The following is a 23,934-nucleotide window of genomic DNA, read 5'->3' as shown; positions in this document are numbered from 1 at the left end:
CCCACGGAAACGGAAAAAGAAAAGCCTGCGAAATCGCAGGCTTTTTAATACTTATTAAGTAGTGTGGTCGATTACCAACCCGTCACTTCACGTAGACCTTGGCCAATCTCTGCTAGAGATTTCACAGTTTTAACGCCAGCCGCTTCTAGTGCAGCAAATTTGTCTTCAGCAGTACCTTTACCACCAGAGATAATCGCACCAGCATGGCCCATACGCTTACCAGGAGGTGCAGTTACACCAGCAATGTAAGAAACCACTGGCTTCGTTACATTTTCTTTAATGTATGCTGCTGCTTCTTCTTCTGCAGTACCACCGATCTCACCGATCATAACGATCGCTTCTGTCTCAGGGTCTTCTTGGAACAGTTTTAGGATATCAATGAAGTTTGAACCCGGGATTGGGTCACCACCGATACCAACACAAGTAGACTGGCCGAAACCTTCGTCAGTGGTTTGTTTAACTGCTTCGTAAGTTAGAGTACCGCTACGAGATACGATACCTACTTTGCCTTTCTTGTGAATGTGACCAGGCATGATACCGATCTTACACTCATCAGGAGTGATAACACCCGGACAGTTAGGACCGATCATGCGAACGCCAGTTTCTTCTAGCTTCACTTTCACGTCGATCATATCTGTTGTAGGGATACCTTCAGTAATCGTTACGATTAGCTCGATACCCGCGTCAATCGCTTCTAGGATTGCATCTTTACAGAAAGGTGCTGGTACGTAGATGACTGTCGCTGTTGCACCAGTCGCTTCTACTGCTTCACGAACTGTGTTGAATACAGGAAGACCTAGGTGAGTTTGGCCACCTTTACCTGGAGACACACCGCCAACCATTTGCGTACCGTATGCGATAGCTTGCTCTGAGTGGAAAGTACCTTGACCACCAGTGAACCCCTGACAGATTACTTTAGTGTCTTTGTTAATTAATACAGACATTATTTAGCCTCCGCAGCAGCAACAACTTTCTGAGCAGCATCAGTTAGCGACTCAGCAGCAATGATATCAACATCAGAATTAGCAAGAACTTCGCGACCTAGGTCAGCGTTAGTACCTTCAAGACGAACAACAACAGGTACGCTTACGCCTACCTCTTTAACCGCACCGATAATACCTTCTGCGATCATGTCACAACGTACAATACCACCGAAGATGTTAACAAGTACCGCTTTCACATTGTCATCAGATAGGATGATCTTGAATGCTTCAGCAACACGCTCTTTCGTCGCGCCGCCACCTACATCTAAGAAGTTAGCTGGTTTGCCGCCGTGTAGGTTTACGATATCCATCGTACCCATTGCTAGGCCTGCACCGTTAACCATACAGCCAACGTTACCGTCTAGTGCTACGTAGTTCAGCTCCCACTGAGCTGCGTGTGCTTCACGCTCATCTTCTTGTGAAGGATCGTGCATTTCACGAAGCTTAGGCTGACGGTACAGTGCGTTTGAGTCGATGTTGATCTTACCGTCAAGACATAGCAAGTTGCCTTCACCAGTAATCACAAGTGGGTTGATCTCTAGCAGAGCAAGATCGTACTGAGAAAACATAGTGCCAAGACCCATAAAGATCTTAACGAATTGTTTGATTTGGTCGCCTTCAAGACCAAGTTTGAACGCTAGCTCACGACCTTGGTAAGCTTGTGGACCTACTAGTGGGTCAATTGCTGCTTTGTGGATGAGTTCCGGCGTTTCTTCCGCAACTTTTTCAATTTCCACACCACCTTCGGTAGAAGCCATGAAAACGATCTTACGGCTAGCACGGTCAACTACCGCACCTAGGTATAGTTCGTTCGCAATATTTGAAGCTTCTTCAACAAGGATTTTTGTTACTGGCTGACCATTTGCGTCTGTTTGGTAAGTTACTAGGTTTTTACCTAACCACTTCTGTGCAAACTCTTTAACGCCTTCTTTTGTATCGTGTAGCTCTACGCCACCCGCTTTACCACGGCCACCAGCGTGAACCTGACATTTAACTACTTTCTTGGCTGTACTAATACGGCCTGCGGCTTCAAAAGCTTCTTGTGGTGTATCACACGCGTAGCCTTCTGGCACAGGCAAACCGAATTCTGCAAACAGCTGTTTGGCTTGGTATTCATGCAAATTCATTTCGATATTCCGTTTGTTTTTCCCTTAAGGGATTTATTATTTCCATAACGCTGCAGTCTTGGCTGCTTGTACGTCTGTAGGGTCTTCTCAAATCAATCCTTTATCATGAGTTCTCATACTGAAGGATTCAAATGAAGGCCAAACGTTGAGCTAGTCTAGCCATTGAAATTTTTAACGTCTAGCTACCTACGATAACTAGACGTTTTAGCGATATTAAACGTCTAATAGGAGACGTGCTGGGTCCTCTAGTAACTCTTTAATCGTTACTAGGAAACCAACTGATTCACGACCGTCAATTAGGCGGTGATCGTAAGATAACGCTAGGTACATCATCGGCAAGATTTCAACTTTGCCATCCACTGCCATCGGACGCTCTTGGATCTTATGCATACCAAGAATCGCTGATTGAGGTGGGTTGATGATTGGTGTAGACATTAGTGAACCGAACACACCACCGTTTGTGATAGTGAAGTTACCGCCCATTAGCTCGTCTACCGTTAGCTTGCCATCACGACCTTTGATAGCCAGTTCTTTGATGCCTTTTTCAACATCAGCGAAACCAAGCTTGTCACAGTCTTTTAGGACAGGTGTAACTAGACCACGTGGCGTTGATACCGCCATGCTAATGTCGAAGTAGTTGTGGTAAACAATGTCATCGCCATCAATCGAAGCATTTACTTCTGGGTAACGCTTAAGCGCTTCTGTCACTGCTTTCACGTAGAAAGACATGAAGCCCAAACGAATACCGTGACGCTCTTCGAACTGATCTTTGTACTGCTTACGAAGGTCCATGATTGGTTTCATGTTCACTTCGTTAAACGTCGTTAGCATTGCCGTGTTGTTCTTCGCTTCTAGCAAACGGTTAGCAACTGTCTTACGAAGGCGAGTCATTGGAACACGTTTCTGACTGCGAGCCGCTGCCGGCACGTCAACCACTGCTGGCGAGTCTTCTTTTGACGCAGATTTAGCGTTCGCAAGATGCGCTTCAATATCTTCGCGCGTAATACGACCACCAACACCAGTGCCTTTCACTTGGCTTGCTTCTAAGCCATGTTCAGCCAATAAACGGCGCACTGCTGGGCTTAGTGCGTCATTACTTTCTTCGCTAAGCGCAGCTTTGTGACGCTTATCAGGAGATGCTTCAGTACCTTCTGTTTTGTCTGCAGTTGGTTCACCTGCAACTGCGCCTGGCTTCAATTTAGCAATGATTTGTTTAGAAAGTACTGTAGCACCTTCTGCTTCAACAATAGCTTCTAAAACGCCAGCTTCCGGAGCTGGAACTTCTAGCACAACTTTGTCTGTTTCGATGTCAACCAAAACCTCGTCACGCTCTACTGCGTCGCCCGGTTGTTTGTGCCATGTCGCTACGGTTGCATCAGCAACTGATTCAGGTAAATCTGGAACCAGAATTTCAATTGTCATATCTGTTTCTTCCTTTAACTTCTAGTTCTTAATTCGAAGTTTTTGAGTTCACGTTCAGAGCGTCTTCAACCAACGCTTTTTGTTGTTTCAAGTGCACCGACATGTAGCCAACTGCTGGCGAAGCAGAAGCTGGGCGACCTGCGTATTTAAGATTTGCACCTGCAGGAATAGCGGCACGGAAGTTATGTTGGCTACAGTACCAAGCACCTTGGTTCTGAGGTTCTTCCTGACACCACACGAAGTCTTCAACGTTAGTGTATTGAGCAATTGCTGCTTGTACTTCTTCCATTGGGAATGGGTAAAGCTGTTCAATACGCACGATAGCAACATCGTCTTGCTCGTTGTTACGGCGCTGCTCTAGTAGGTCAAAGTAAACCTTACCAGCACAGAACACGACACGTTTCACTTTGCTTGGTTCTAAATCATCTACTTCTGGAATTGCAGATTGGAATGTACCATCCGCCAAGTCTTCAATCGTTGAAGTACATAGAGGGTGGCGCAGCAAAGATTTCGGTGACATAACAATGAGAGGTCGACGCATTGGGCGTACAACCTGACGACGAATCATGTGGTACACCTGAGCCGGTGTTGAAGGAACCACAACCTGCATATTTTGCTCAGCACAAAGCTGAAGGTAACGCTCTAAACGTGCAGATGAGTGCTCAGGACCTTGACCTTCATAACCATGAGGTAGAAGCATAGTAAGACCGCACAAACGCGCCCACTTTTGCTCGCCTGACGAGATAAACTGGTCGATAACAACTTGTGCACCGTTGGCAAAATCACCAAACTGTGCTTCCCAGATAGTTAAACCACCTGGTTCGGCTGTTGCGTAACCGTATTCAAACGCCAACACAGCTTCTTCTGACAATACTGAGTCAAAGACTTGGAATGGCCCTTGGTTGTCATGAATATTCGCTAATGGAATGTAAGTGCTTGCATCGGTTTGGTTATGAAGAACCGAGTGACGGTGGAAGAAAGTACCACGACCCGAGTCCTGACCAGAAAGACGAATACGCTTGCCATCGTCAACCAATGTAGCATACGCCAATGTTTCAGCCATACCCCAGTCAATGGCTTTTTCACCGGTCATCATTGCTAGACGATCGTTGTATAGCTTATTAACACGGCTTTGCAGTTTATGGCTTTCTGGGTACTGACACAGACGATTGCCTAGCTCAATAAGGCGTGTCTTGTCGTATTTTGAATCCCACTCCATATCCCATTCGTGCCCTAAGTAAGGGGACCAGTCTACAGAGTGCAACGCCATTGGACGCCATTCTTTAACAACCACTTCACCGCGATCCAATGCATCGCGATACTCATTGACTAACTGAGTCGCTGTCTCGATATCTGACTCATTTTTGTCGATCAGAACATCTGCATACAATTTGCGTGGTGTAGGATGCTTTTTGATTTTCTGGTACATCAAAGGCTGAGTCGCATTTGGCTCATCCGCCTCATTGTGACCGTGGCGACGGTAACATACAAGATCGATCACGACATCGCGCTTGAACTCGTTACGGTAATCCAATGCAATGCGAGTAACAAAAGCAACTGCTTCTGGGTCATCTGCGTTTACATGGAAAATTGGCGCCTGCACCATCTTCGCGATATCGGTACAGTACATCGTAGAACGCGTGTCACGAGGATTAGACGTCGTAAAGCCTACTTGGTTGTTGATGACGATACGTACCGTACCACCAACTTGGAACCCACGAGCAAGAGACATGTTGAACGTTTCGGCAACCACACCCTGACCAGCGATTGCTGAATCACCGTGGATGGTGATAGGAAGTACTTTGCTACCTTGATTATCACCCAAGCGGTCTTGACGTGCTCGAACTGAGCCCATGACTACCGGGTTTACGATTTCTAGGTGCGACGGGTTAAATGCAAGTGCTAAGTGAACATCACCGCCTGGAGTCGCAAAATCAGCAGAGAAACCTTGGTGATATTTCACATCACCCGTACCCCAAGTTTCGTCGTGTTTACCGGCGAACTCATCAAACAAGTCTTGAGGTTTCTTACCAAGTACGTTCACCAGCATGTTCAAACGACCGCGGTGAGCCATACCGATAACCACTTCACGCATTCCACTTGTACCCGCATGACGGATCAACTCTTTCGTCATCGGAATCAACGCATCACCACCTTCTAAAGAGAAACGTTTTGCACCTGGGAATTTCGCTCCGAGGTAACGCTCCAAACCTTCAGCGGCTGTTAGCTCTTCTAGGAATGTGCGCTTCTCATCTTTGTTGAATGATGGCTGGCCTACGACAGACTCAAGGCGTTGCTGAATCCAACGCTTTTGCTCTGTGTCAGTCATGTGCATGTATTCAGCACCGATGGAACCGCAATAAGTTTTGTTGAGGGCTTCATAGATATCTTTCAACTTCATGGTTTCTTGCCCAACAGCAAAAGAACCTACGTTGAAAGTTTCTTCGAAGTCATCTTCGGTAAGATTATGAAAAGCAGGGTCTAACTCCGCCACGGTTGGGCGTTGCCATAGACCTAGTGGGTCTAATTCTGCAGCTTCATGCCCGCGGAAACGGTATGCGTTGATTAGCTGTAGAACTTTTACTTGTTTTGCATCGACATCTGGGTCACTAACTTGGACATTGTAATGCTTTGTTTCTCTAGCGAGTCGTCGGAAGTAGTCACGGACACGTGAATGTGGTTGTTCTGCCACTTCTTCTGATGGCTTAGGCAAGCCTTCAAAAACACGTTTCCACTCCTCACTTACCAGATCGGGATCACTTAGATACAGTTCGTAGAGGTCCTCTACATACGTTGCATTGGCGCCAGCCAAGTGTGAAGACTCGAGCCATGCCTTCATCACGCCGTTGTGCATATTTTCCCTTAACCAGTAGTTTTCACGTTTGCTTCGGTCTTTGCCGAGCTATAAGAGCCGACTAAAAATACGGTCGGCAATTTTTGTATTCTTTACTCGAATATTACTGAAGCAGTGAAGCGGTCATATCGGGTGATCCGCAACACTGCGACATTCCTAAGAGCGAGTAAATTAAACCGAACGATTAACCAACATCGACTTAATGTGACCGATGGCTTTCGTCGGATTTAATCCCTTAGGACAAACACTTACACAATTCATGATGCCATGGCAACGAAAAACGCTAAATGCATCATCAAGATCAGACAAACGTTCATCTGTTGCCGTATCGCGGCTATCAATTAGCCAACGGTACGCTGCGAGAAGACCAGCTGGGCCGATGAATTTATCAGGGTTCCACCAGAATGATGGGCAAGACGTTGTACAACATGCACACATGATACATTCGTACAATCCATCTAAATGCGCACGGTCATCAGGCGATTGTAGATTCTCACGTGATGGTGGTAATGCACCATCATCAATCAAGAATGGTTTAACTTTCGCATAGTTATCATAGAACTGCGTCATGTCAACGATAAGATCGCGCACGACAGGTAACCCTGGTAGTGGACGAATAACTATCTTATCGCCTTGTAGAGCAGATAACGGTGTGATACACGCTAGGCCGTTTTTACCATTCATATTCAAACCATCAGAACCACATACCCCTTCACGGCATGAGCGACGGAACGCGATGCTTGGATCTTGCTCTTTTAGCAGAATCAATGCATCAAGCACCATCATGTCTGAGCCTTCGTCTACCTCAAGGGTATACTCTTTCATGTAAGGCTTAGTATCCACATCCGGATTGTAACGGTATAAAGAGAAGTTTAATTTCATAGTCGTATCCTCCCTTTAGTATGTACGTACTTTCGGCGGGAAAGCTTCACGATGCGTTGGCGTCATGTTCACATCACGCTTAGTCATCGCTTCTGTTTCCGGATTGTAGATAGAGTGGCATAGCCAGTTCTCATCATCACGCTCAGGGAAATCGAAACGAGCATGTGCGCCACGACTCTCTGTACGGTAGTTCGCTGCAACGGCAGTTGAAAACGCGGTTTCCATCAGGTTATCAAGTTCTAGACACTCGATACGCTGCGTGTTGAACTCTGAAGACTTGTCCGCTAGATGTGCATCTTTCAAACGTTCGCGAATCACTTTCAACTCTTCTAGACCGGTTGCCATCGCATCGCCTTCACGGAATACCGAGAAGCTGTTTTGCATGCATGCTTGTAGGTCTTTACGAATCTGAACTGGATCTTCACCACCAGTGCTGTTTTCCCAACGCATAGTACGCGCTAGAGACGCTTCAATATCAGATTCTGTTGCAGGACGAGCTTCCGCTTGCGCTGCTAGCGTTTCGCCAAGGTGCAAGCCAGTGGCACGACCAAATACGACCAAGTCTAGTAATGAGTTGCCGCCAAGACGGTTAGCACCGTGTACCGATACAGAAGCAATCTCACCACATGCGTAAAGGCCTTGAACTTCCATCTCGCTACCGTCGGCCTTCTGCTTAATTGCTTGGCCAGAGACTTGAGTAGGTACACCACCCATCATGTAGTGACAAGTTGGAATTACTGGAATTGGCTCTTTCACTGGGTCAACGTGTGCAAATGTACGAGACAGTTCACAGATACCTGGTAGACGTGATTCAAGTACTTCTTTACCAAGGTGATCAAGTTTCAACTTGATATGTGGACCCCAAGGGCCATCACAACCGCGGCCTTCACGGATTTCAATCATCATTGAACGAGCAACCACGTCACGACCAGCAAGGTCTTTCGCGTTTGGTGCGTAGCGCTCCATGAAGCGTTCACCATCTTTATTTAGAAGGTAACCACCTTCACCACGACAACCTTCCGTCACTAGAACACCCGCGCCAGCAATACCTGTTGGGTGGAACTGCCACATTTCCATGTCTTGCATTGGAACGCCTGCGCGAAGTGCCATACCAACGCCATCACCCGTGTTGATGTGCGCGTTAGTGGTCGATGCGTAAATACGACCTGCACCACCTGTAGCTAGAATGGTTGCTTTCGATTTGAAGTAACAGATTTCACCCGTTTCCATACAAATCGCAGTACAACCCATGATTGCGCCGTCTTGGTTTTTCACAAGATCCAAAGCGTACCACTCCGAGAAGATGGTTGTTTTGTGTTTTACGTTTTGCTGGTAAAGCGTGTGAAGAAGTGCGTGACCAGTACGGTCTGCAGCAGCGGCTGTACGAGCAGCCTGCTCACCACCAAACTCTTTAGATTGACCACCGAATGGACGTTGGTAGATGGTACCGTTATCGAAACGAGAGAATGGAAGACCCATCTTTTCAAGCTCGATAACTGACTCAGGACCATTTTTACACATGTATTCAATCGCGTTCTGGTCACCGATGTAGTCAGAACCTTTAACGGTATCGTACATGTGCCATTGCCAATCGTCTTTGTGCGAGTTACCCAGAGCAACGGTAATGCCGCCCTGTGCAGACACAGTATGAGAACGTGTTGGAAATACTTTTGACAACAAAGCACATGATAGGCCTTGTTCTGAAATTTGTAGTGCAGCGCGCATACCTGCACCACCAGCGCCGATTACTACGGCATCAAACTCACGAACTGGAATAGACACTTACGCACCCCACAGAATAAATAGACCAGAGAAGACATAGCCGAATAGCACGGCAATAACACCAAGTTGTAGTGCGCCACGTAGTTTCGCGCACTTAATGTAATCAGTTAATACCTGCCACAAACCAACCCATGCGTGAATCAGGATCGAGACAAGTGCCAACATGGTGAATACTTTAGTGAAGGTACCACCAAAGAATTGGGTCCAAGATGCGTAAGAGATATCTGAAAATGCACAGAAGCTAATCAGATAAATCGTGTATAGCGTCATAATGATTGCAGTTGCACGAATTAGTAGGAAATCGTGTACACCATTACGACCAAATGAAGATACGTGTTTTACCATACCAAGATCCCCGCCAATAATGATAATACTGCTGTTGCACCAAACGCGACTTTCGCGCTCATCGTGCCTGAATCTAGTTCTTCAAAGTGACCTAGATCCATCAATAAGTGACGGATACCACCTGCGATGTGGTAGGCAAGTGCAGTAAGAATTCCCCACAGGATGAATTTTACGAAGAAACTATCGACGATGTCAGCGGCTTCCATAAAACCCATTGGGGATGACAGAGAAATGGATAGTAACCACAGTAATATACCCACCGCAACAAACGTAATTACCCCAGACACACGGTGTAGGATGGATGCGATTGCTGTGATAGGAAAGTGGATGGTCTGTAAATCTAAATTAACAGGTCTTGACTTTCTTTCTTTCACGGGCTTGCTCACTCAGCTCCATTGAGCATTTATTGTTATAACCAATTTCAGCTTCCAAACGTACAAAAGTTAACATCTATTTAACAAATATCGCGAGTAACCACTCAGATAATTGTAAACAAGTTGTTAACAAACGGAATCCAGCAACAAACCTCACTCTTTGTTTCTAGCCCCGAATTTATAAGGATTTAACTAAAATTTTCTTTGCCAATATACGGCGAGCAACATTCTAATACAATTGGTGTAACAAATTATGCTACATAGAACAGATTTTTAACGATTTTCATGAGAAAAATCATAACAAGTGCACACAAAGATGGAGAAAAATTGACTTTAAGCTTTAACAACAGTACAAAAATGGCACATAAACATCCTGGACGGATTAAATAATAAACAAAGGAGATTGTTATGGCGGATAAGAAAGCGACCCTTCATGTTGAAGGTCAAGCGCCAATCGAACTGCCAATTATGGACGGTACGCTAGGTACACCTGTAATTGACGTTCGTAAGCTGGGAGCCAATGGTTACTTTACTTTTGACCCAGGTTTTCTTGCCACTGCATCTTGTGAATCATCAATCACGTACATCGATGGCGGCAAAGGTATTCTTTTGCACCGCGGTTTCCCGATTGATCAATTAGCCAATAACGCAGATTACTTAGAAGTATGTTACATCCTTCTTTATGGTGAAGCCCCTACCCGAGAACAATACGAGCAATTCAAAACGACCGTTACTCGTCACACAATGGTACACGAGCAAATCGCAAGCTTTTTCCATGGCTTCCGACGCGATGCACACCCAATGGCGGTAATGTGTGGTGTAGTTGGAGCACTTGCAGCCTTCTATCACGACTCTCTTGACATTAACAACGACGAACACCGCGAAATTGCAGCGTACCGTCTGCTGTCAAAAATGCCAACACTGGCGGCGATGTGTTACAAATACTCTATCGGTCAGCCATTTATTTACCCTCGTAACGACCTTAGCTACGCTGAGAACTTCTTGCATATGATGTTCGCAAATCCTTGCGAAGAATATGAAGTAAATCCTGTGGTTGCCCGTGCGATGGATAAGATTTTCACTCTACACGCGGATCATGAACAGAATGCGTCGACATCAACTGTACGCCTAGCTGGCTCTTCTGGTGCGAACCCATTTGCATGTATTGCCGCTGGTATTGCATCCCTTTGGGGACCTGCTCACGGTGGTGCAAACGAAGCCTGCTTGAGAATGCTAGAAGAGATTGGCAGCGTCGATAACATCCCTGAATATGTAGACCGCGCGAAAGACAAAGATGACCCATTCCGCTTAATGGGCTTTGGTCACCGCGTTTACAAGAACTACGACCCACGTGCGACAGTAATGCGCGAAACGTGTCATGAAGTTCTCAAAGAGCTAAACATTCAAGACCCTCTGCTAGACGTTGCAATGGAACTTGAGCGCATTGCGCTTTCTGATGAGTACTTCGTTTCTAAGAAGCTGTACCCGAACGTAGACTTCTACTCAGGTATCATTCTTAAAGCGATTGGTATTCCAGTTTCTATGTTTACGGTTATCTTCGCGATTTCTCGTACCATCGGCTGGATTGCTCACTGGAACGAAATGCACAGCGATCCACTGAACCGCATCGGTCGTCCTCGTCAGCTATACACTGGTGAGACACAGCGTGAGTTTTCTCCACTTCACGAACGTGAATGATCTTTTTAGTTAGAAGATAAACAAAAGGGTTGAGATTTTGTCTCAACCCTTTTTTCTTTTCAGCGTTTCACGTTATGAATAGCGAACACTAAACCGGATTATCAATATCGATAAACTCCACATGTAGGCCATATTCATCCGCTAGCCATTTTCCTAAAACCTGAACACCATAACGCTCAGTAGCATGATGACCTGCAGCAAAGTAATGAATGTCCATTTCACGAGCGGTATAAGTGGTACGCTCTGAAATTTCTCCAGAGATAAATGCATCCAGCCCGTGTTGTACAGCAAGTTCAATGAAATCTTGCCCTCCACCAGTGCACCAACCGACTGTCTCAATCATCTTATCGGTATTCTCTGGAGCAATATGCAGTGGTTCTCTATCAAGAACTTGATTGATCTTGCTCGCAAACTCAGCACCAGACATCGGTTTTTTCAAGCGTCCAAACATGGCTACTGATTGAGGGTGCCCTTCAAGCCCACCTTCTACTTCGATTTCAAGTAAGCGAGCTAATTCAGCGTTGTTGCCTAGCTCTGGATGAATATCTAGAGGAAGGTGATAACCATATAAGTTGATATCATTTTTGATCAGGCTACGAATTCGTTTACCTTTCATACCACGAATTGGCTCAGGTTCACCTTTCCAAAAATAACCGTGATGAACGAGTAATGCGTCTGCATTAAGCTCAATCGCTTTATCGATTAAGGCTTGAGAGGCAGTTACGCCAGTGATAATACGCTTTACGGCTGGCGTCCCTTCTACCTGTAACCCGTTTGGTGCGTAATCTTTAATTAACTGCGGTGACAGTTTGTCATTAAGAATCTGTTCTAGCTTTAAGTTATTCATTATTACTTCCAATTTCTAGCGCATGTAAACCTAAATAACCTCTCGATGAAATCAGACCGAGAGTGTGCAACCTAGTTGATACAACAACGTTTTGACATCTGGCACCTTGATATCATTTAGGTACTTAAAGTGTATCTCGAACCCTAATATCGATGCTAGCCACCCTACCCTCAAAAGCAAATTTAGTTACAATAACAAAGCTTTTCGCCTCACCATACATATAGGGATACGGATGAACCAACTGCAACGCTTTTACCAATGGATCGCCACTTCACCTCCTCTTTTCAAGTTACGCCCTCCGTTTACAACCTTAGAGGATCTTTCGGTAACGCCTTTAAATAACGCTGAGCAATACAATGGTAATCCAAGATTGGGCTTTTTATATCAGCACTTATGCACTGCAGTTCTCTCTAGTTCAGAACGATATCAGGTTATCGCGGAAGAGGTTCAGTTAAACGACATCGAAGGTAAGACTATTGGTGCTATCGACTTGGTGTTGCGGAATACAGAATCAAATCAAATAGAACACTGGGAAGTAGCGATTAAGTTTTATCTTCTTTATAACGGCGTATGGTATGGTCCGAATGCTCACGACCAGCTGCATACAAAACTGAATAGAATGCTTACTCATCAGTTAAAAATGAGCGATCGCCCGGAATTTCAAAAAATAATTCCGTTAAACGACGCTCCACAAGAACGTCTATTGATGCAAGGACGACTCTATATTAATCCGTTTACTCCAGAGCCAACTCCTAGCGAGTGCTTGGGTTATGAATTAAATCCAAGTCAGATTAGTGGTTACTGGTGCTATCAAAGTCAATGGGATTTAATTGGTAAACCCCTTTATCATTTACATAAACCATGCTGGGCGATCGGAACAGACGATTTCTCTCAACCTATTGAAAAGCCTTTAGATCGATTCATACACGCACAAACGGAAGACGGTCAATTCTGGTTTGTGGTACCAGATTCATGGCCCGGAGATAAAGCTGTTCGGGGCACTTAAACATGAAAGGGTTGATGTTTTCACATCAACCCTTTGCTAGATACATTGACCATTGGATGTTTTACAAACCAGCGGCTGCAAACACTTGATTAACTATTTCTTGTGCTTCTGCTTCGATTTGTTTTAGGTGCTCTTCACCTTTAAAACTCTCACAGTAAATCTTGTAGATATCTTCTGTGCCTGATGGACGAGCAGCAAACCAGCCATTCGCTGTTGTTACTTTTAGACCACCGATTGCAGCACCATTACCAGGCGCATGCGTGAGACGAGCCGTAATTGGATCACCCGCTAGTGTTTCAGCCGCGACCATTTCTGGCGACAACTTCTTCAGCACGTCTTTTTGTGGGCCATTTGCTACAGCTTGAATACGGTTGTACTTAGATTCACCGTGCTTCGCTGCAAGCTCTTCATAGTAATCTTGAGGGTTCTTACCCGTTACCGCAGTGATCTCTGCTGCTAGAAGGCATAGCAAGATGCCATCTTTGTCTGTTGACCAAGGCGTGCCATCTTTACGAAGGAAAGACGCACCAGCACTTTCTTCGCCGCCGAAACCAAACTTACCAGTGTACAGACCGTCTACAAACCATTTGAAACCAACAGGCACTTCACATAGCTCACGACCTAGATCCGCAACAACACGGTCAATCAGCGCACTTGAAACTAGTGTTTTACCAACAGCGACGTCTTTACCCCACGCGTCACGATGACGGTACAAGTAGTCAATACAAACGGCTAAGAAGTGGTTCGGGTTCATCAAACCTTTTGGCGTAACGATACCGTGACGGTCGTAGTCAGGATCGTTACCAAATGCTAAATCGTATTCGTCTTTCAGTGCCAATAGACCCGCCATTGCGTAAGGAGAAGAACAGTCCATACGCACAACGCCGTCTTTATCTAGCGACATGAATTGGAAAGAAGGATCGATCGATTCACTTACTAGCGTTAGGTCTAGGTTGTATGCCTGACCAATTTGACGCCAGTAATCGATACCGCTGCCACCCAATGGATCTACACCAATCTTCAGGTTCGCCTTTTGGATTGCTTCCATATCGATAACGTTCACCAGGTCATCGATGTATGGCTTCACCAAGTCCATCTCTACAAACAGATCCGATGCTTTTGCTTCTGCTAGTGGTAGGCGTTTAACACCTTGTAAACCTTCAGCAATCAATTCGTTCGCACGATCTTCGATAGCTTGAGTCAACTCAGCTTCAGCAGGACCACCATGTGTCGGATTGTATTTGATACCGCCGTCTTGTGGTGGGTTATGTGATGGGGTAATAACGATACCGTCTGCTTTTTCATCGTGTTTGATGTTGTAAGTCAGAATCGCGTGTGAAATACCCGGTGTTGGCGTGTAACCGTTGTCTTGTTGGACAATCACTTTCACACCATTTGCGATCAATACTTCAATCACACTTGAAAAAGCTGGTTCAGATAGCGCATGCGTGTCTTTACCCACAAACAACGGGCCAGTTGTGCCTTGCTCAGCACGAACTTCTGCTACCGCTTGAGCGATCGCTAAAATGTGGTTTTCGTTAAAAGTGTGCTTGTCTGCAGTACCGCGGTGGCCAGAAGTACCAAATTGAACTTTGTGTTCTGCGTTTGCCGCGTCTGGTTGAAGTAAGAAGTAGTTAGCAACGAGTGCTGGGATATTGTGAAGATCTTCCTGCTGCGCTTTTTGCCCAGCACGAGGGTGCATAGCCATGTTTGACATCCTTTCTTTCAATACAAATAAAATTAAAAAAGCCTCATAATATCCGCTCACTGCGACGCATTATGAGGCTTCTATCAGGTTTCTTAGATTGAACCTGTTACTTTTTCTATTAAGTCAGGTTGGAACCCCATGTGTGCCATCACTTGTTCAACCATCTGTCTTTTACGACTTGTATTGTTATTCGTGATAACCCAAAACGGTGTGCCAGGAATGGCTTTTGGCTTGGTCGTATTACCGTTTGCTAGCAAGGTTTCTTCATTATCTGCAAAGTACACGCGTTTGCGTCCTTTTACATTCGTAGCCTGGGCGAAACCTTCTGGATTCAATTTATGTAAGGTCGATAATACTAACATAAAGCGATCAATCGCTTTTTTTAGACCGGCAAACTCATCAGAAATAAGCAGTGAACGCATTTCTTTCACTACATCAACAGATTCCGTTTTACCCGCATCTTTACTTACTACAATCCCTTGTGGCTTCTCTACTACAGGCGCGGCTTTAGCTTCCTGCAACTGACCATCAAGGTTTAAAAGGCGTCGCAAAATATCCGAGGCGCTTTCACCGATATGCTTAGTTTGACTAGCTATATAACGGTATAGATCCTCATCAACCTCAATTGTTTTCATTCGCTTTTCACATTCTCAATGTTTAAACTCTGGGGGATTATAACGAGATCCACGCGGATACTCCACGTTAAACCCATCACGAATAAGATAAAATGTCAGCATTACTCAACTATAAGCAGGAAGGCCAAGGCCAAACAGTTGTTTTGATTCACGGATTGTTTGGTAGTTTAAGTAATCTGGGTCTACTCGCCCGCGATCTTATTAAAGATCACACGGTGATCAGTATTGATCTGAGAAATCACGGCCTCTCTTTCCACTCCGAAGTCCATAACTATACCGATATGGCAAAAGATGTGGCTCAGCTCCTTCAGCACTTAAACGTTGAGCCATCTATTGTTATTGGTCACTCCATGGGCGGAAAAGTCGCGATGGCTCTTGTGGACATTGCGCCAAATGTAGTCAAGCAGTTAGTCGTTCTCGACATGGCGCCTGTTGCCTACACTACGAACCGTCACGATAATGTTTTTAACGGCTTACATGCTGTTATTAATGAAAAACCAACAAATCGACAGCAAGCCATGGATATCCTAGCTCAACATATTGAACTCGATGGTGTAAGACAATTTCTCTCTAAATCACTGTACAAAAATGGCGATAAGATGGATTGGCGGTTTAACGTACCGAGCCTTTTTGAGAATTATGACCAAATTATTGGCTGGCAAGAAATCACACCAACAGATATCCCAACTTTATTTATCAAAGGCGGCGACTCTGACTACTTAATGCCAGAACATCAGCCGGCAGTGAAGCGACAATTTAACCATGCTAAAGCACACATTATCGCTGGCACTGGTCACTGGTTACACGCCGAGAAACCGACAGAAGTAATGAGAGTCATTCGAAAATACATTTCGAGTTAACAAATTCGAAAAGCAACACTAGATTATTGAAATAACCCTTCTTGTAGTGCATTAACTTTACCGTTTAACAGTGGTATAGTGCGCCCAAGATTTTTCGGCATGAAGGGCTAAAATGCTTTACGACTATATGGATATGCTCGAGTCTATTGGACTCGATCTTCTTTTTGCTGCTATCTTTTTTTTCATCGGGATGGCGATAAAAGATGTACTAAAGCAAGGCAATGTACCTGTTTTTGGTCGTCGTATTGTGTGGTTAGTCCTTTTCCTAGGCTGTGCTGGCTTTATTGCAAAAGGTGTAATTCAGCTAACTTGGGAAGGCTCAGGGTTAGGTTAAACCCTTAGTAGCATCGCCAATAACAAACAATGTAAAGGTATAGACTCTATGGCAAGTGTAGGTATCTTCTTCGGTAGCGACACAGGTAATACTGAAGCCGTTGCAAAGATGATTCAAAAGCAACTAGGTAAACATCTAGTTCACGTTCAAGACATCGCGAAAAGCAGCAAAGAAGACATTGATAACTTCGATCTTCTTCTTCTAGGTATCCCAACTTGGTACTACGGCGAAGCACAATGTGATTGGGATGACTTCTTCCCTGAACTTGAGCAAATCGACTTCTCTACTAAGCTAGTGGCTATCTTTGGCTGTGGCGACCAAGAAGACTACGCAGAATACTTCTGTGACGCGATGGGCACAGTCCGTGATATCGTTGAATCTAAAGGCGGCACAATTCTTGGCCATACCTCGACAGAAGGCTACGAATTTGAAGCGTCTAAAGCACTTGTTGAAGGTGACGAAAGCCAATTCGTAGGTCTATGTATTGATGAAGACCGCCAACCAGAATTGACTGACGAGCGTGTTGAAAGCTGGGTTAAACAGATCTATGAAGAGATGTGTTTAGCTGAGCTAGAAGGCTAATCAAATTGAATGATGCAAAGACCTCCACTTGGAGGTCTTTTTGTATGTATTGTCACACAGCATCGGTAAGTACTTCCTCTTCGCGATACTGAGGTTTCTTTCTTACATAAAGCTTGCGTTGAACCTCTGAAACCACATTCCCCTGTTTATCTTTTACATGAGTAATAAACTCAGGAAAACACTTTTCTCCATTCCGTGTCATTTGATAAATGTTTTCCAGCATCCCTTCAGTGACCTCAAATTCTGCAAACAAATCACTTTGCCCCGGCTTAATAAAGTTAATGCTTGCCTCTTTATCCCACACATAATATTCCTCTCGTAGAATCCCCATCAGCATCAACGAGTAAATAGGATCAGTTAAAGAGAAAATACTGCCGCCATATTGGGTGCGATTGGCATTTTTATTCCACCAGCGAAGCTTTAAACGTACCTTTACAGTACGGAAGTCTTGAGAAATATGTAAGATTTTAATACCCGCCCCCCAAAAAGGAGGCCAAATATTGAGTGCGAACTTTACAATTCCTGGTTTGTATATCTTCGCTAGTCGCCTATTCATCGCTATCCCTGCCCTCTCCAAGCTTAATGTTACACAATTGTAACTGGTCAGAGCTGTAATATAATGGACCTGTTTCTAATTTACAAAAAGATTCTATTAACCCTTTGAAGTTCGTGGTTTAATGTTCCGAACGCTTATCCTATAATGGTAGGAAGATTGAATTCTGTTAAATCGCTGCAGATGATCCAACGGGAAAGTATATGTCAGATAATAATCAGGCGCTGAAGGATGCGGGTTTAAAAGTAACCCTTCCGAGGCTAAAAATTCTAGAAGTACTTCAGCAGCCAGACTGCCAGCACATCAGTGCTGAAGATTTGTACAAAAAGTTGATTGATCTAGGTGAAGAAATTGGCCTAGCAACTGTTTACCGAGTTCTAAACCAGTTCGACGATGCTGGTATTGTAACTCGTCACCACTTTGAAGGTGGAAAGTCAGTCTTCGAATTATCGACTCAACATCACCACGACCACCTAGTGTGCCTAGACTGTGGTGAGGTAATTGAATTTTCTGACGATCTTATTGAAGAACGTCAAAAAGAGATTGCAGCTAAGTACAATGTCACACTAACAAACCACAGCTTATACTTGTACGGCAAGTGTAGCGATGGTGGTTGTAAAGACAATCCAGATGCACACAAACCGAAAAAATAAGGGTTTGTTAATTTAAAAAGTAAACGTCAGCACATGCTGGCGTTTTTTGTTTCTAGAAGTAAGTACCTTAGACGTCAGTACTTTGGTTACAGAACAAAAGCTACTAAACGCCCATCTTTTTCTCCACAGTCTTGCACATCTATATAGCGCTCTGTGGGAGTAGGTATAAAAAATGCCAGCGTTTGCTGGCATTTTTTCATCATTCTCAGCATTAATCGAGATTATTGATTCTCAATTTTTGCCCAGGTATCACGTAGACCAACCGTGCGGTTGAATACTAGATTATCTGCTGAAGAGTCTTTCGAGTCTGCACAAAAGTAACCCATACGTTCAAACTGGTAACCTTTTTCTGCTTCTGCAGAAGCTAGGCTAGGCTCGACAAAGCCATTGATCACAACTAATGATTCAGGGTTGATAGTAGAAGCAAAATCTTCCGCTGCGCCTGGGTTTGGCACCGTAAATAAACGATCGTACAGACGAATTTCCGCTGGAAGAGCTTTATCAGCTGACACCCAATGAATAACGCCTTTCACTTTACGACCATCTGCTGGGTTTTTACCTAGCGTATCTGTATCATAAGAACAGAAGATCGTTGTGATATTGCCTTCGGCATCTTTTTCAACGCGCTCAGCTTTGATCACGTAAGCACCACGTAAACGAACTTCTTTACCTAGCACTAAACGCTTGTACTTTTTGTTCGCTTCTTCACGGAAGTCTTCACGCTCAATCCACAATTCACGCGTGAATGGCACTTCACGCACGCCCATTTCAGGTTTATTTGGGTGGTTGGCAACTGTCAAGTTTTCTACTGCGCCTGCTTCAAAGTTTTCGATAACAACTTTAACAGGATCCAGTACAGCCATTGCACGCGGAGCGTTCTCGTTTAGGTCATCACGAATACAAGATTCTAATGAACTAAACTCGATCATATTTTCTTGCTTCGTTACACCAATACGCTTACAAAACTCACGAATAGATGCAGGTGTGAAGCCACGACGACGCAGACCTGAGACAGTCGGCATACGTGGATCATCCCAACCATTAACCAGTTTTTCAGTAACTAGCTGGTTAAGCTTACGCTTAGACATCACTGTGTATTCAAGGTTTAAACGACTGAACTCGTATTGATGTGGACGGCTTTCGATCGTGATGTTGTCTAGAACCCAATCGTACAGACGACGGTTATCCATGAATTCAAGCGTACAAATAGAGTGCGTAATGCCTTCTAGTGCATCAGAAATACAGTGCGTAAAGTCGTACATTGGGTAAATGCACCACTTATCACCAGTTTGGTGGTGCGTAGCAAAACGCACACGGTATAAAACTGGATCGCGCATGACCATGAATGAAGAACCCATGTCGATTTTAGCACGAAGACACGCTTTACCTTCTTCAAATTCACCAGCGCGCATTTTTTCAAACAACGCCAAGTTCTCTTCAACAGAACGGTCACGGTATGGACTTGGTTTACCTGGCGCCTTTAGTGTGCCGCGGTATTCACGAATTTGCTCTGGACTTAGCTCATCTACATACGCTAAGCCTTTGTTAATCAATTCAATTGCATATTCGTAAAGCTTATCGAAGTAGTTTGATGAGTAACATACTTCACCACTCCACTCAAAGCCCAACCAGTTTACATCTTTCTTGATAGACTCAACGTATTCGATGTCTTCTTTTTCAGGGTTTGTATCGTCGAAACGCAGATTACATTGACCCTGGTAGTCCTGAGCAATACCGAAGTTCAAACAGATAGACTTAGCATGACCGATATGCAGGTAGCCATTTGGCTCCGGCGGGAATCGAGTATGCACGCTAGTGTGTTTACCATCCGCTAGATCTTTATCAATGATCTGGCGAATAAAGTTTGATGGACGAGCATCAGCTTCACTCATCTATAGCACCTCAAAAATATTAGTATTGTCAGAGAAAACGGAACCCTGTATCCAAGTATGGTTTCACAGAGTACATTGTTCCTAATGATCCACAATTCTAAGCAATTAGACAACAAGAACTCGCTCTAAAACGACAATATTTATCGAGTTAGCGTGAAAGCAAAGCAGATTCAAAGGGCCTAAACGAAAAAAGGCCCCCTGCGGAGGCCTTTTGCGATGTTGTAGTATCAATTGTTTGCAATACCAATAACAAACAATCGCACCACTATTAAACAGTTAAGCTGGTAACTGAACACCACTTAAGTCTTCATCTTTAGATACATTCTTCATCTCACCAGCAACAATCTCTGCTAGTGGACCAAGGATAACTTGTAGGTTGTTTGTACCTAGCTTCACAACTCCCATAGCTCCAAGATCTTTCAGAGTTTTCTCATTGATAACGCTCATATCCTTCACAGAAAGGCGCAAACGAGTAATACAGGCATCGATAGAACTTAGGTTGTCATGACCGCCAAGTGCCTTCAAGTACTGACGAGCAAGCTCTGAAGAATTGCTTGATCCAGCCACGTTAGATGAAGCTTCTTCATCATCTTCACGTCCCGGTGTTTTAAGGCCAAACTTAACAATCACGGTACGGAACACGAAGTAGTAAACCGCAAAGAAACCAAGACCTTGTACAATGAGCATGTACCAGTTTACCGCTAGCGGGTTACGAGTCGACAATACTAAGTCGACTAAACCAGCAGAGAAACCGAAACCTGCAATCCACTGCATTGATGCCGCGATATAAACTGATAGACCAGTCAGCGCTGCGTGAAGAACGTACAGTCCTGGAGCAAGGAACATGAATGCAAATTCAAGTGGTTCTGTTACACCTGTAAAGAATGAAGCAAACGCAGCCGCAATCATGATAGATGCCACTTTCTCTTTATTCTTTGATTTCGCTGTATGGTACATCGCTAGAGCAGCGCCTGGTAAACCAAACATCATGATTGGGAAGAAGCCCGCTTGGTACATCCCCGTAACACCTACCGTTGCCGTGCCTTCAGCTAATGATTTCGCACCGCCAAGGAAGTTTGGAATGTCATTAATACCAGCAACATCAAACCAGAACACTGAGTTTAGTGCATGGTGCAGACCAACAGGAATTAGAAGACGGTTGAAGAATGCGTAAACACCTGCACCTGCTTCACCCATACCTTGAATGCTTTCGCCAAAACTGACCAGACCGCCGTAAACTGATGGCCAAACGTACATCAGGATGAACGCAATAACGATACCAGCAAAAGACGTTAGGATAGGTACAAGACGCTTACCAGAGAAAAACGCCAGTGCTTTGTGCAGCTCTACGTGAGAAAAACGGTTGTACAACTCAGCAGAAACAATACCAACCAAGATACCGACGAACTGGTTATTGATTTTACCAAATGCAGCAGGTACTTCACTTGGGTCAATGCCTTGAATTTGTGATACTGCACCAGGGGCCAAAAGCGTTGTGACAACTAAGAAGCCCACGAAACCTGAAAGTGCAGCGGCGCCATCTTTGTCTTTAGACATTCCATAAGCAACACCAACAGCGAACAATACTGACATGTTGTCAATGATCGCTGCACCAGCTTTAATAAGAAATGCAGCAAGTGCACTGTTTGCGCCCCAGCCATTTGGGTCGATCCAGTAGCCAATACCCATGAGTATTGCTGCTGCAGGAAGTGTGGCAACCGGCACCATAAGCGCCTTACCCACCTTCTGGAAGTATCCGAGAATGTTCACCTTAAGTTCCCCCTATAGGATTAGATGTTATGTTGAATGACTTATTTCAGCCGTCCAATTTAGTCATCCTAAGTTTATGATATTAATTTTGCTCCGCAAATTAAAAGCTCACCGTTTGTGATCATAATCACCACAATTTGCCCTTTCGGAAGGTTTTTGCTAGCGAGATCATAAAACTTATTTTATTATACGAAAAAATGGCGTTTTAAAGATAATATTCTCGCACTTTATGCAAGGCAGAATCAGTGTTATTTTGGTATCTAGGCGGGTAAATCACTGTAACTTTGCTCTGAAAAAGAATCATAAAAAACCATACAATTATTACTTTTCAGTTAGTTACTATGACAATAACATCGATAAAACGCGACTTGCTGTATGTGACTCGTTATCTAATTCAGTGATACAAACTAAGTACCCATATGACTGAAGCAGTCTCTACTTAGATAACGATATAGAAATTGAATTCTCATCTATAAGGACTAGCTGACTATGTACGCGCTAAGTAACTGTAAAATTTATACCGGTAGTGATGTTCTTACCGATCATGCGGTCATCATCGAAAACGATCTTATTCAATCTATTGTGCCGGTTTCTGAGCTACCTCAAAGCATCGAAGTAAAAGACCTTGCAGGCGCTAATCTAAGTCCAGGCTTTATCGATCTGCAGTTGAACGGTTGTGGCGGTGTAATGCTAAACGATGCAATTACCCCTGAAACCATGCAAATCATGCACCAGGCAAACCTCAAATCTGGCTGTACTAGCTTCCTGCCAACACTCATTACATCATCTGATGAAGATATGCGAACTGCAATTGCCGCAGCTCGTGAGTACCACAACAAGTATCAAAATCAATCGCTTGGCTTACACCTCGAAGGTCCTTACCTTAACGTCGCGAAAAAAGGCATCCATAACGTCGATTTTATTCGCCCATCAGACGAAAGCATGATCGACCTTATCTGCGCAAACGCCGATATCGTAGCGAAAGTAACACTAGCACCTGAGCATAACGACCCAGAGCATATTACGCGATTAAAGGCTGCTGGCATCGTGGTTTCAATTGGCCACACAAATGCAACCTACGCCGAAGCACGTAAAAGCTTTGAAGCAGGCATTACTTTTGCTACACACCTCTTTAATGCAATGACACCAATGGTTGGTCGTGAACCAGGAGTTGTTGGTGCAATTTACGATACTCCTGACGTATATGCTGGCATTATTGCTGATGGTTTTCACGTCGACTACGCAAACATCCGAATTGCTCATAAAATCAAAGGTGAAAAGCTTGTTTTGGTGACGGATGCCACAGCTCCAGCAGGTGCTAACATTGATCACTTTATTTTTGTCGGTAAGAAAGTATATTACCGAGATGGTAAGTGTGTTGATGAAAATGGCACGCTAGGCGGCTCAGCTTTGACAATGATTGAAGCAGTTCAGAATTCAGTTGAGCACGCGGGGATCGCTTTAGACGAAGCTCTACGAATGGCCACGTTATACCCAGCAACAGCAATTGGTGTTGAGGATCGCCTTGGCCGAGTTCGAAAAGGGATGGTTGCAAACCTGACTATTTTCGATCGTGACTTTAAAGTAAAAGCGACGGTTGTTAACGGACAATACGAGCAAAATTAAG

At 44.4% G+C, this 23,934-nt stretch carries 21 protein-coding genes; 7 read left to right on the top strand and 14 right to left on the bottom strand.

The window, feature by feature from the left end; genetic code table 11:
• Nucleotides 1-71 precede the first annotated feature (71 nt).
• The 8 genes from sucD to sdhC form a co-directional block, all read right to left on the bottom strand.
• Nucleotides 72-944 (bottom strand): succinate--CoA ligase subunit alpha, encoded by an 873-nt coding sequence (sucD, locus tag R7F07_RS14795; RefSeq protein ID WP_005382181.1) that lies wholly within the window; start codon nt 942-944, stop codon nt 72-74.
• Nucleotides 944-2,110 carry an ADP-forming succinate--CoA ligase subunit beta gene (gene sucC / locus R7F07_RS14790; RefSeq protein ID WP_005382179.1) on the bottom strand — a complete coding sequence of 389 codons (1,167 nt, stop codon included), beginning with the start codon at nt 2,108-2,110 and terminating at the stop codon, nt 944-946. The genes sucD and sucC overlap by 1 nt, the downstream gene beginning before the upstream one ends.
• 213 nt (nt 2,111-2,323) lie before the next feature.
• Complete coding sequence (odhB, locus tag R7F07_RS14785; protein ID WP_005382177.1) at nt 2,324-3,532, bottom strand: 2-oxoglutarate dehydrogenase complex dihydrolipoyllysine-residue succinyltransferase; 1,209 nt, start codon at nt 3,530-3,532, stop codon at nt 2,324-2,326.
• Between the two features lie 28 nt (nt 3,533-3,560).
• Nucleotides 3,561-6,386 (bottom strand): 2-oxoglutarate dehydrogenase E1 component, encoded by a 2,826-nt coding sequence (gene sucA / locus R7F07_RS14780; RefSeq protein ID WP_005382176.1) that lies wholly within the window; start codon nt 6,384-6,386, stop codon nt 3,561-3,563.
• A gap of 171 nt (nt 6,387-6,557) precedes the next feature.
• Nucleotides 6,558-7,268, bottom strand: coding sequence for a succinate dehydrogenase iron-sulfur subunit (locus tag R7F07_RS14775; protein ID WP_005382174.1), 711 nt, complete (start codon nt 7,266-7,268; stop codon nt 6,558-6,560).
• 15 nt (nt 7,269-7,283) lie between these two features.
• Complete coding sequence (gene sdhA / locus R7F07_RS14770; RefSeq protein WP_005382172.1) at nt 7,284-9,050, bottom strand: succinate dehydrogenase flavoprotein subunit; 1,767 nt, start codon at nt 9,048-9,050, stop codon at nt 7,284-7,286.
• Nucleotides 9,051-9,395, bottom strand: coding sequence for a succinate dehydrogenase, hydrophobic membrane anchor protein (sdhD, locus tag R7F07_RS14765; RefSeq protein WP_005382169.1), 345 nt, complete (start codon nt 9,393-9,395; stop codon nt 9,051-9,053).
• Nucleotides 9,389-9,781 (bottom strand): succinate dehydrogenase cytochrome b556 subunit, encoded by a 393-nt coding sequence (sdhC, locus tag R7F07_RS14760; RefSeq protein WP_017634811.1) that lies wholly within the window; start codon nt 9,779-9,781, stop codon nt 9,389-9,391. The genes sdhD and sdhC overlap by 7 nt, the downstream gene beginning before the upstream one ends.
• Before the next feature lie 396 nt (nt 9,782-10,177).
• Between sdhC and R7F07_RS14755 the strand changes: the two genes are divergently transcribed.
• A complete protein-coding gene (locus R7F07_RS14755) occupies nt 10,178-11,467 on the top strand; it encodes a citrate synthase (RefSeq protein ID WP_005382163.1) in 1,290 nt (429 codons plus the stop codon).
• 88 nt (nt 11,468-11,555) lie between these two features.
• On the opposite strand, the gene R7F07_RS14750 is transcribed toward R7F07_RS14755, so the two are convergent.
• Nucleotides 11,556-12,314 (bottom strand): Nif3-like dinuclear metal center hexameric protein, encoded by a 759-nt coding sequence (locus R7F07_RS14750; RefSeq protein WP_171343127.1) that lies wholly within the window; start codon nt 12,312-12,314, stop codon nt 11,556-11,558.
• Between the two features lie 232 nt (nt 12,315-12,546).
• Between R7F07_RS14750 and R7F07_RS14745 the strand changes: the two genes are divergently transcribed.
• Complete coding sequence (locus R7F07_RS14745) at nt 12,547-13,320, top strand: DUF1853 family protein (protein ID WP_064369057.1); 774 nt, start codon at nt 12,547-12,549, stop codon at nt 13,318-13,320.
• Between the two features lie 61 nt (nt 13,321-13,381).
• On the opposite strand, the gene pgm is transcribed toward R7F07_RS14745, so the two are convergent.
• Together pgm and seqA are read right to left on the bottom strand one after the other, a co-directional pair.
• Nucleotides 13,382-15,028 carry a phosphoglucomutase (alpha-D-glucose-1,6-bisphosphate-dependent) gene (gene pgm, locus R7F07_RS14740; protein ID WP_053303294.1) on the bottom strand — a complete coding sequence of 549 codons (1,647 nt, stop codon included), beginning with the start codon at nt 15,026-15,028 and terminating at the stop codon, nt 13,382-13,384.
• A gap of 92 nt (nt 15,029-15,120) precedes the next feature.
• Nucleotides 15,121-15,663: a replication initiation negative regulator SeqA gene (seqA, locus tag R7F07_RS14735; protein WP_005382149.1), complete on the bottom strand. Its 543-nt coding sequence runs from the start codon at nt 15,661-15,663 to the stop codon at nt 15,121-15,123.
• Nucleotides 15,664-15,755: 92 nt separating this feature from the next.
• On the opposite strand from seqA, the gene R7F07_RS14730 reads away from it, so the two are divergent.
• From R7F07_RS14730 to fldA, 3 genes are all read left to right on the top strand, one after another.
• Nucleotides 15,756-16,523, top strand: a complete 768-nt coding sequence (locus tag R7F07_RS14730) for an alpha/beta fold hydrolase (protein ID WP_115385808.1) — start codon at nt 15,756-15,758, stop codon at nt 16,521-16,523.
• A gap of 112 nt (nt 16,524-16,635) precedes the next feature.
• Nucleotides 16,636-16,857, top strand: coding sequence for a DUF2788 domain-containing protein (locus tag R7F07_RS14725; protein WP_005393038.1), 222 nt, complete (start codon nt 16,636-16,638; stop codon nt 16,855-16,857).
• 48 nt (nt 16,858-16,905) lie between these two features.
• Entirely contained in the window at nt 16,906-17,439 is a 534-nt protein-coding gene (fldA, locus tag R7F07_RS14720; protein ID WP_005382146.1) for a flavodoxin FldA, read from the top strand.
• Nucleotides 17,440-17,491: 52 nt separating this feature from the next.
• Here fldA and R7F07_RS14715 read toward each other — a convergent pair whose 3' ends face one another.
• Nucleotides 17,492-17,995 carry a DUF4442 domain-containing protein gene (locus R7F07_RS14715; RefSeq protein WP_005382144.1) on the bottom strand — a complete coding sequence of 168 codons (504 nt, stop codon included), beginning with the start codon at nt 17,993-17,995 and terminating at the stop codon, nt 17,492-17,494.
• 200 nt (nt 17,996-18,195) lie between these two features.
• Here R7F07_RS14715 and fcrX point away from each other — a divergent pair, with 200 nt between their 5' ends.
• Nucleotides 18,196-18,645, top strand: a complete 450-nt coding sequence (gene fcrX / locus R7F07_RS14710) for a ferric iron uptake transcriptional regulator FcrX (RefSeq protein WP_005382141.1) — start codon at nt 18,196-18,198, stop codon at nt 18,643-18,645.
• Between the two features lie 221 nt (nt 18,646-18,866).
• Here the strand turns inward: fcrX and glnS are convergent, their stop codons facing one another.
• Together glnS and nagE are read right to left on the bottom strand one after the other, a co-directional pair.
• Complete coding sequence (gene glnS / locus R7F07_RS14705; RefSeq protein WP_171343128.1) at nt 18,867-20,537, bottom strand: glutamine--tRNA ligase; 1,671 nt, start codon at nt 20,535-20,537, stop codon at nt 18,867-18,869.
• A gap of 276 nt (nt 20,538-20,813) precedes the next feature.
• Nucleotides 20,814-22,307: an N-acetylglucosamine-specific PTS transporter subunit IIBC gene (nagE, locus tag R7F07_RS14700; RefSeq protein WP_005384985.1), complete on the bottom strand. Its 1,494-nt coding sequence runs from the start codon at nt 22,305-22,307 to the stop codon at nt 20,814-20,816.
• A gap of 489 nt (nt 22,308-22,796) precedes the next feature.
• Here nagE and nagA point away from each other — a divergent pair, with 489 nt between their 5' ends.
• Nucleotides 22,797-23,933: an N-acetylglucosamine-6-phosphate deacetylase gene (gene nagA / locus R7F07_RS14695; RefSeq protein WP_171343129.1), complete on the top strand. Its 1,137-nt coding sequence runs from the start codon at nt 22,797-22,799 to the stop codon at nt 23,931-23,933.
• Nucleotide 23,934 lies beyond the last annotated feature (1 nt).

This window comes from Vibrio sp. YT-16 (genome assembly GCF_033337405.1).
Lineage (GTDB): Bacteria > Pseudomonadota > Gammaproteobacteria > Enterobacterales > Vibrionaceae > Vibrio > Vibrio alginolyticus.
This window is presented reverse-complemented; position numbering and strand designations above follow the sequence as displayed.

Coding starts and splice junctions, on each gene's coding strand:
- sucD (WP_005382181.1), bottom strand. CDS start 944: ATGTCTGTATTAATTAACAAAGACACTAAAGTAATCTGTCAGGGGTTC.
- sucC (WP_005382179.1), bottom strand. CDS start 2,110: ATGAATTTGCATGAATACCAAGCCAAACAGCTGTTTGCAGAATTCGGT.
- odhB (WP_005382177.1), bottom strand. CDS start 3,532: ATGACAATTGAAATTCTGGTTCCAGATTTACCTGAATCAGTTGCTGAT.
- sucA (WP_005382176.1), bottom strand. CDS start 6,386: ATGCACAACGGCGTGATGAAGGCATGGCTCGAGTCTTCACACTTGGCT.
- R7F07_RS14775 (WP_005382174.1), bottom strand. CDS start 7,268: ATGAAATTAAACTTCTCTTTATACCGTTACAATCCGGATGTGGATACT.
- sdhD (WP_005382169.1), bottom strand. CDS start 9,395: ATGGTAAAACACGTATCTTCATTTGGTCGTAATGGTGTACACGATTTC.
- R7F07_RS14755 (WP_005382163.1), top strand. CDS start 10,178: ATGGCGGATAAGAAAGCGACCCTTCATGTTGAAGGTCAAGCGCCAATC.
- R7F07_RS14750 (WP_171343127.1), bottom strand. CDS start 12,314: ATGAATAACTTAAAGCTAGAACAGATTCTTAATGACAAACTGTCACCG.
- R7F07_RS14745 (WP_064369057.1), top strand. CDS start 12,547: ATGAACCAACTGCAACGCTTTTACCAATGGATCGCCACTTCACCTCCT.
- pgm (WP_053303294.1), bottom strand. CDS start 15,028: ATGGCTATGCACCCTCGTGCTGGGCAAAAAGCGCAGCAGGAAGATCTT.
- seqA (WP_005382149.1), bottom strand. CDS start 15,663: ATGAAAACAATTGAGGTTGATGAGGATCTATACCGTTATATAGCTAGT.
- R7F07_RS14730 (WP_115385808.1), top strand. CDS start 15,756: ATGTCAGCATTACTCAACTATAAGCAGGAAGGCCAAGGCCAAACAGTT.
- R7F07_RS14725 (WP_005393038.1), top strand. CDS start 16,636: ATGCTTTACGACTATATGGATATGCTCGAGTCTATTGGACTCGATCTT.
- fldA (WP_005382146.1), top strand. CDS start 16,906: ATGGCAAGTGTAGGTATCTTCTTCGGTAGCGACACAGGTAATACTGAA.
- R7F07_RS14715 (WP_005382144.1), bottom strand. CDS start 17,995: ATGAATAGGCGACTAGCGAAGATATACAAACCAGGAATTGTAAAGTTC.
- fcrX (WP_005382141.1), top strand. CDS start 18,196: ATGTCAGATAATAATCAGGCGCTGAAGGATGCGGGTTTAAAAGTAACC.
- glnS (WP_171343128.1), bottom strand. CDS start 20,537: ATGAGTGAAGCTGATGCTCGTCCATCAAACTTTATTCGCCAGATCATT.
- nagA (WP_171343129.1), top strand. CDS start 22,797: ATGTACGCGCTAAGTAACTGTAAAATTTATACCGGTAGTGATGTTCTT.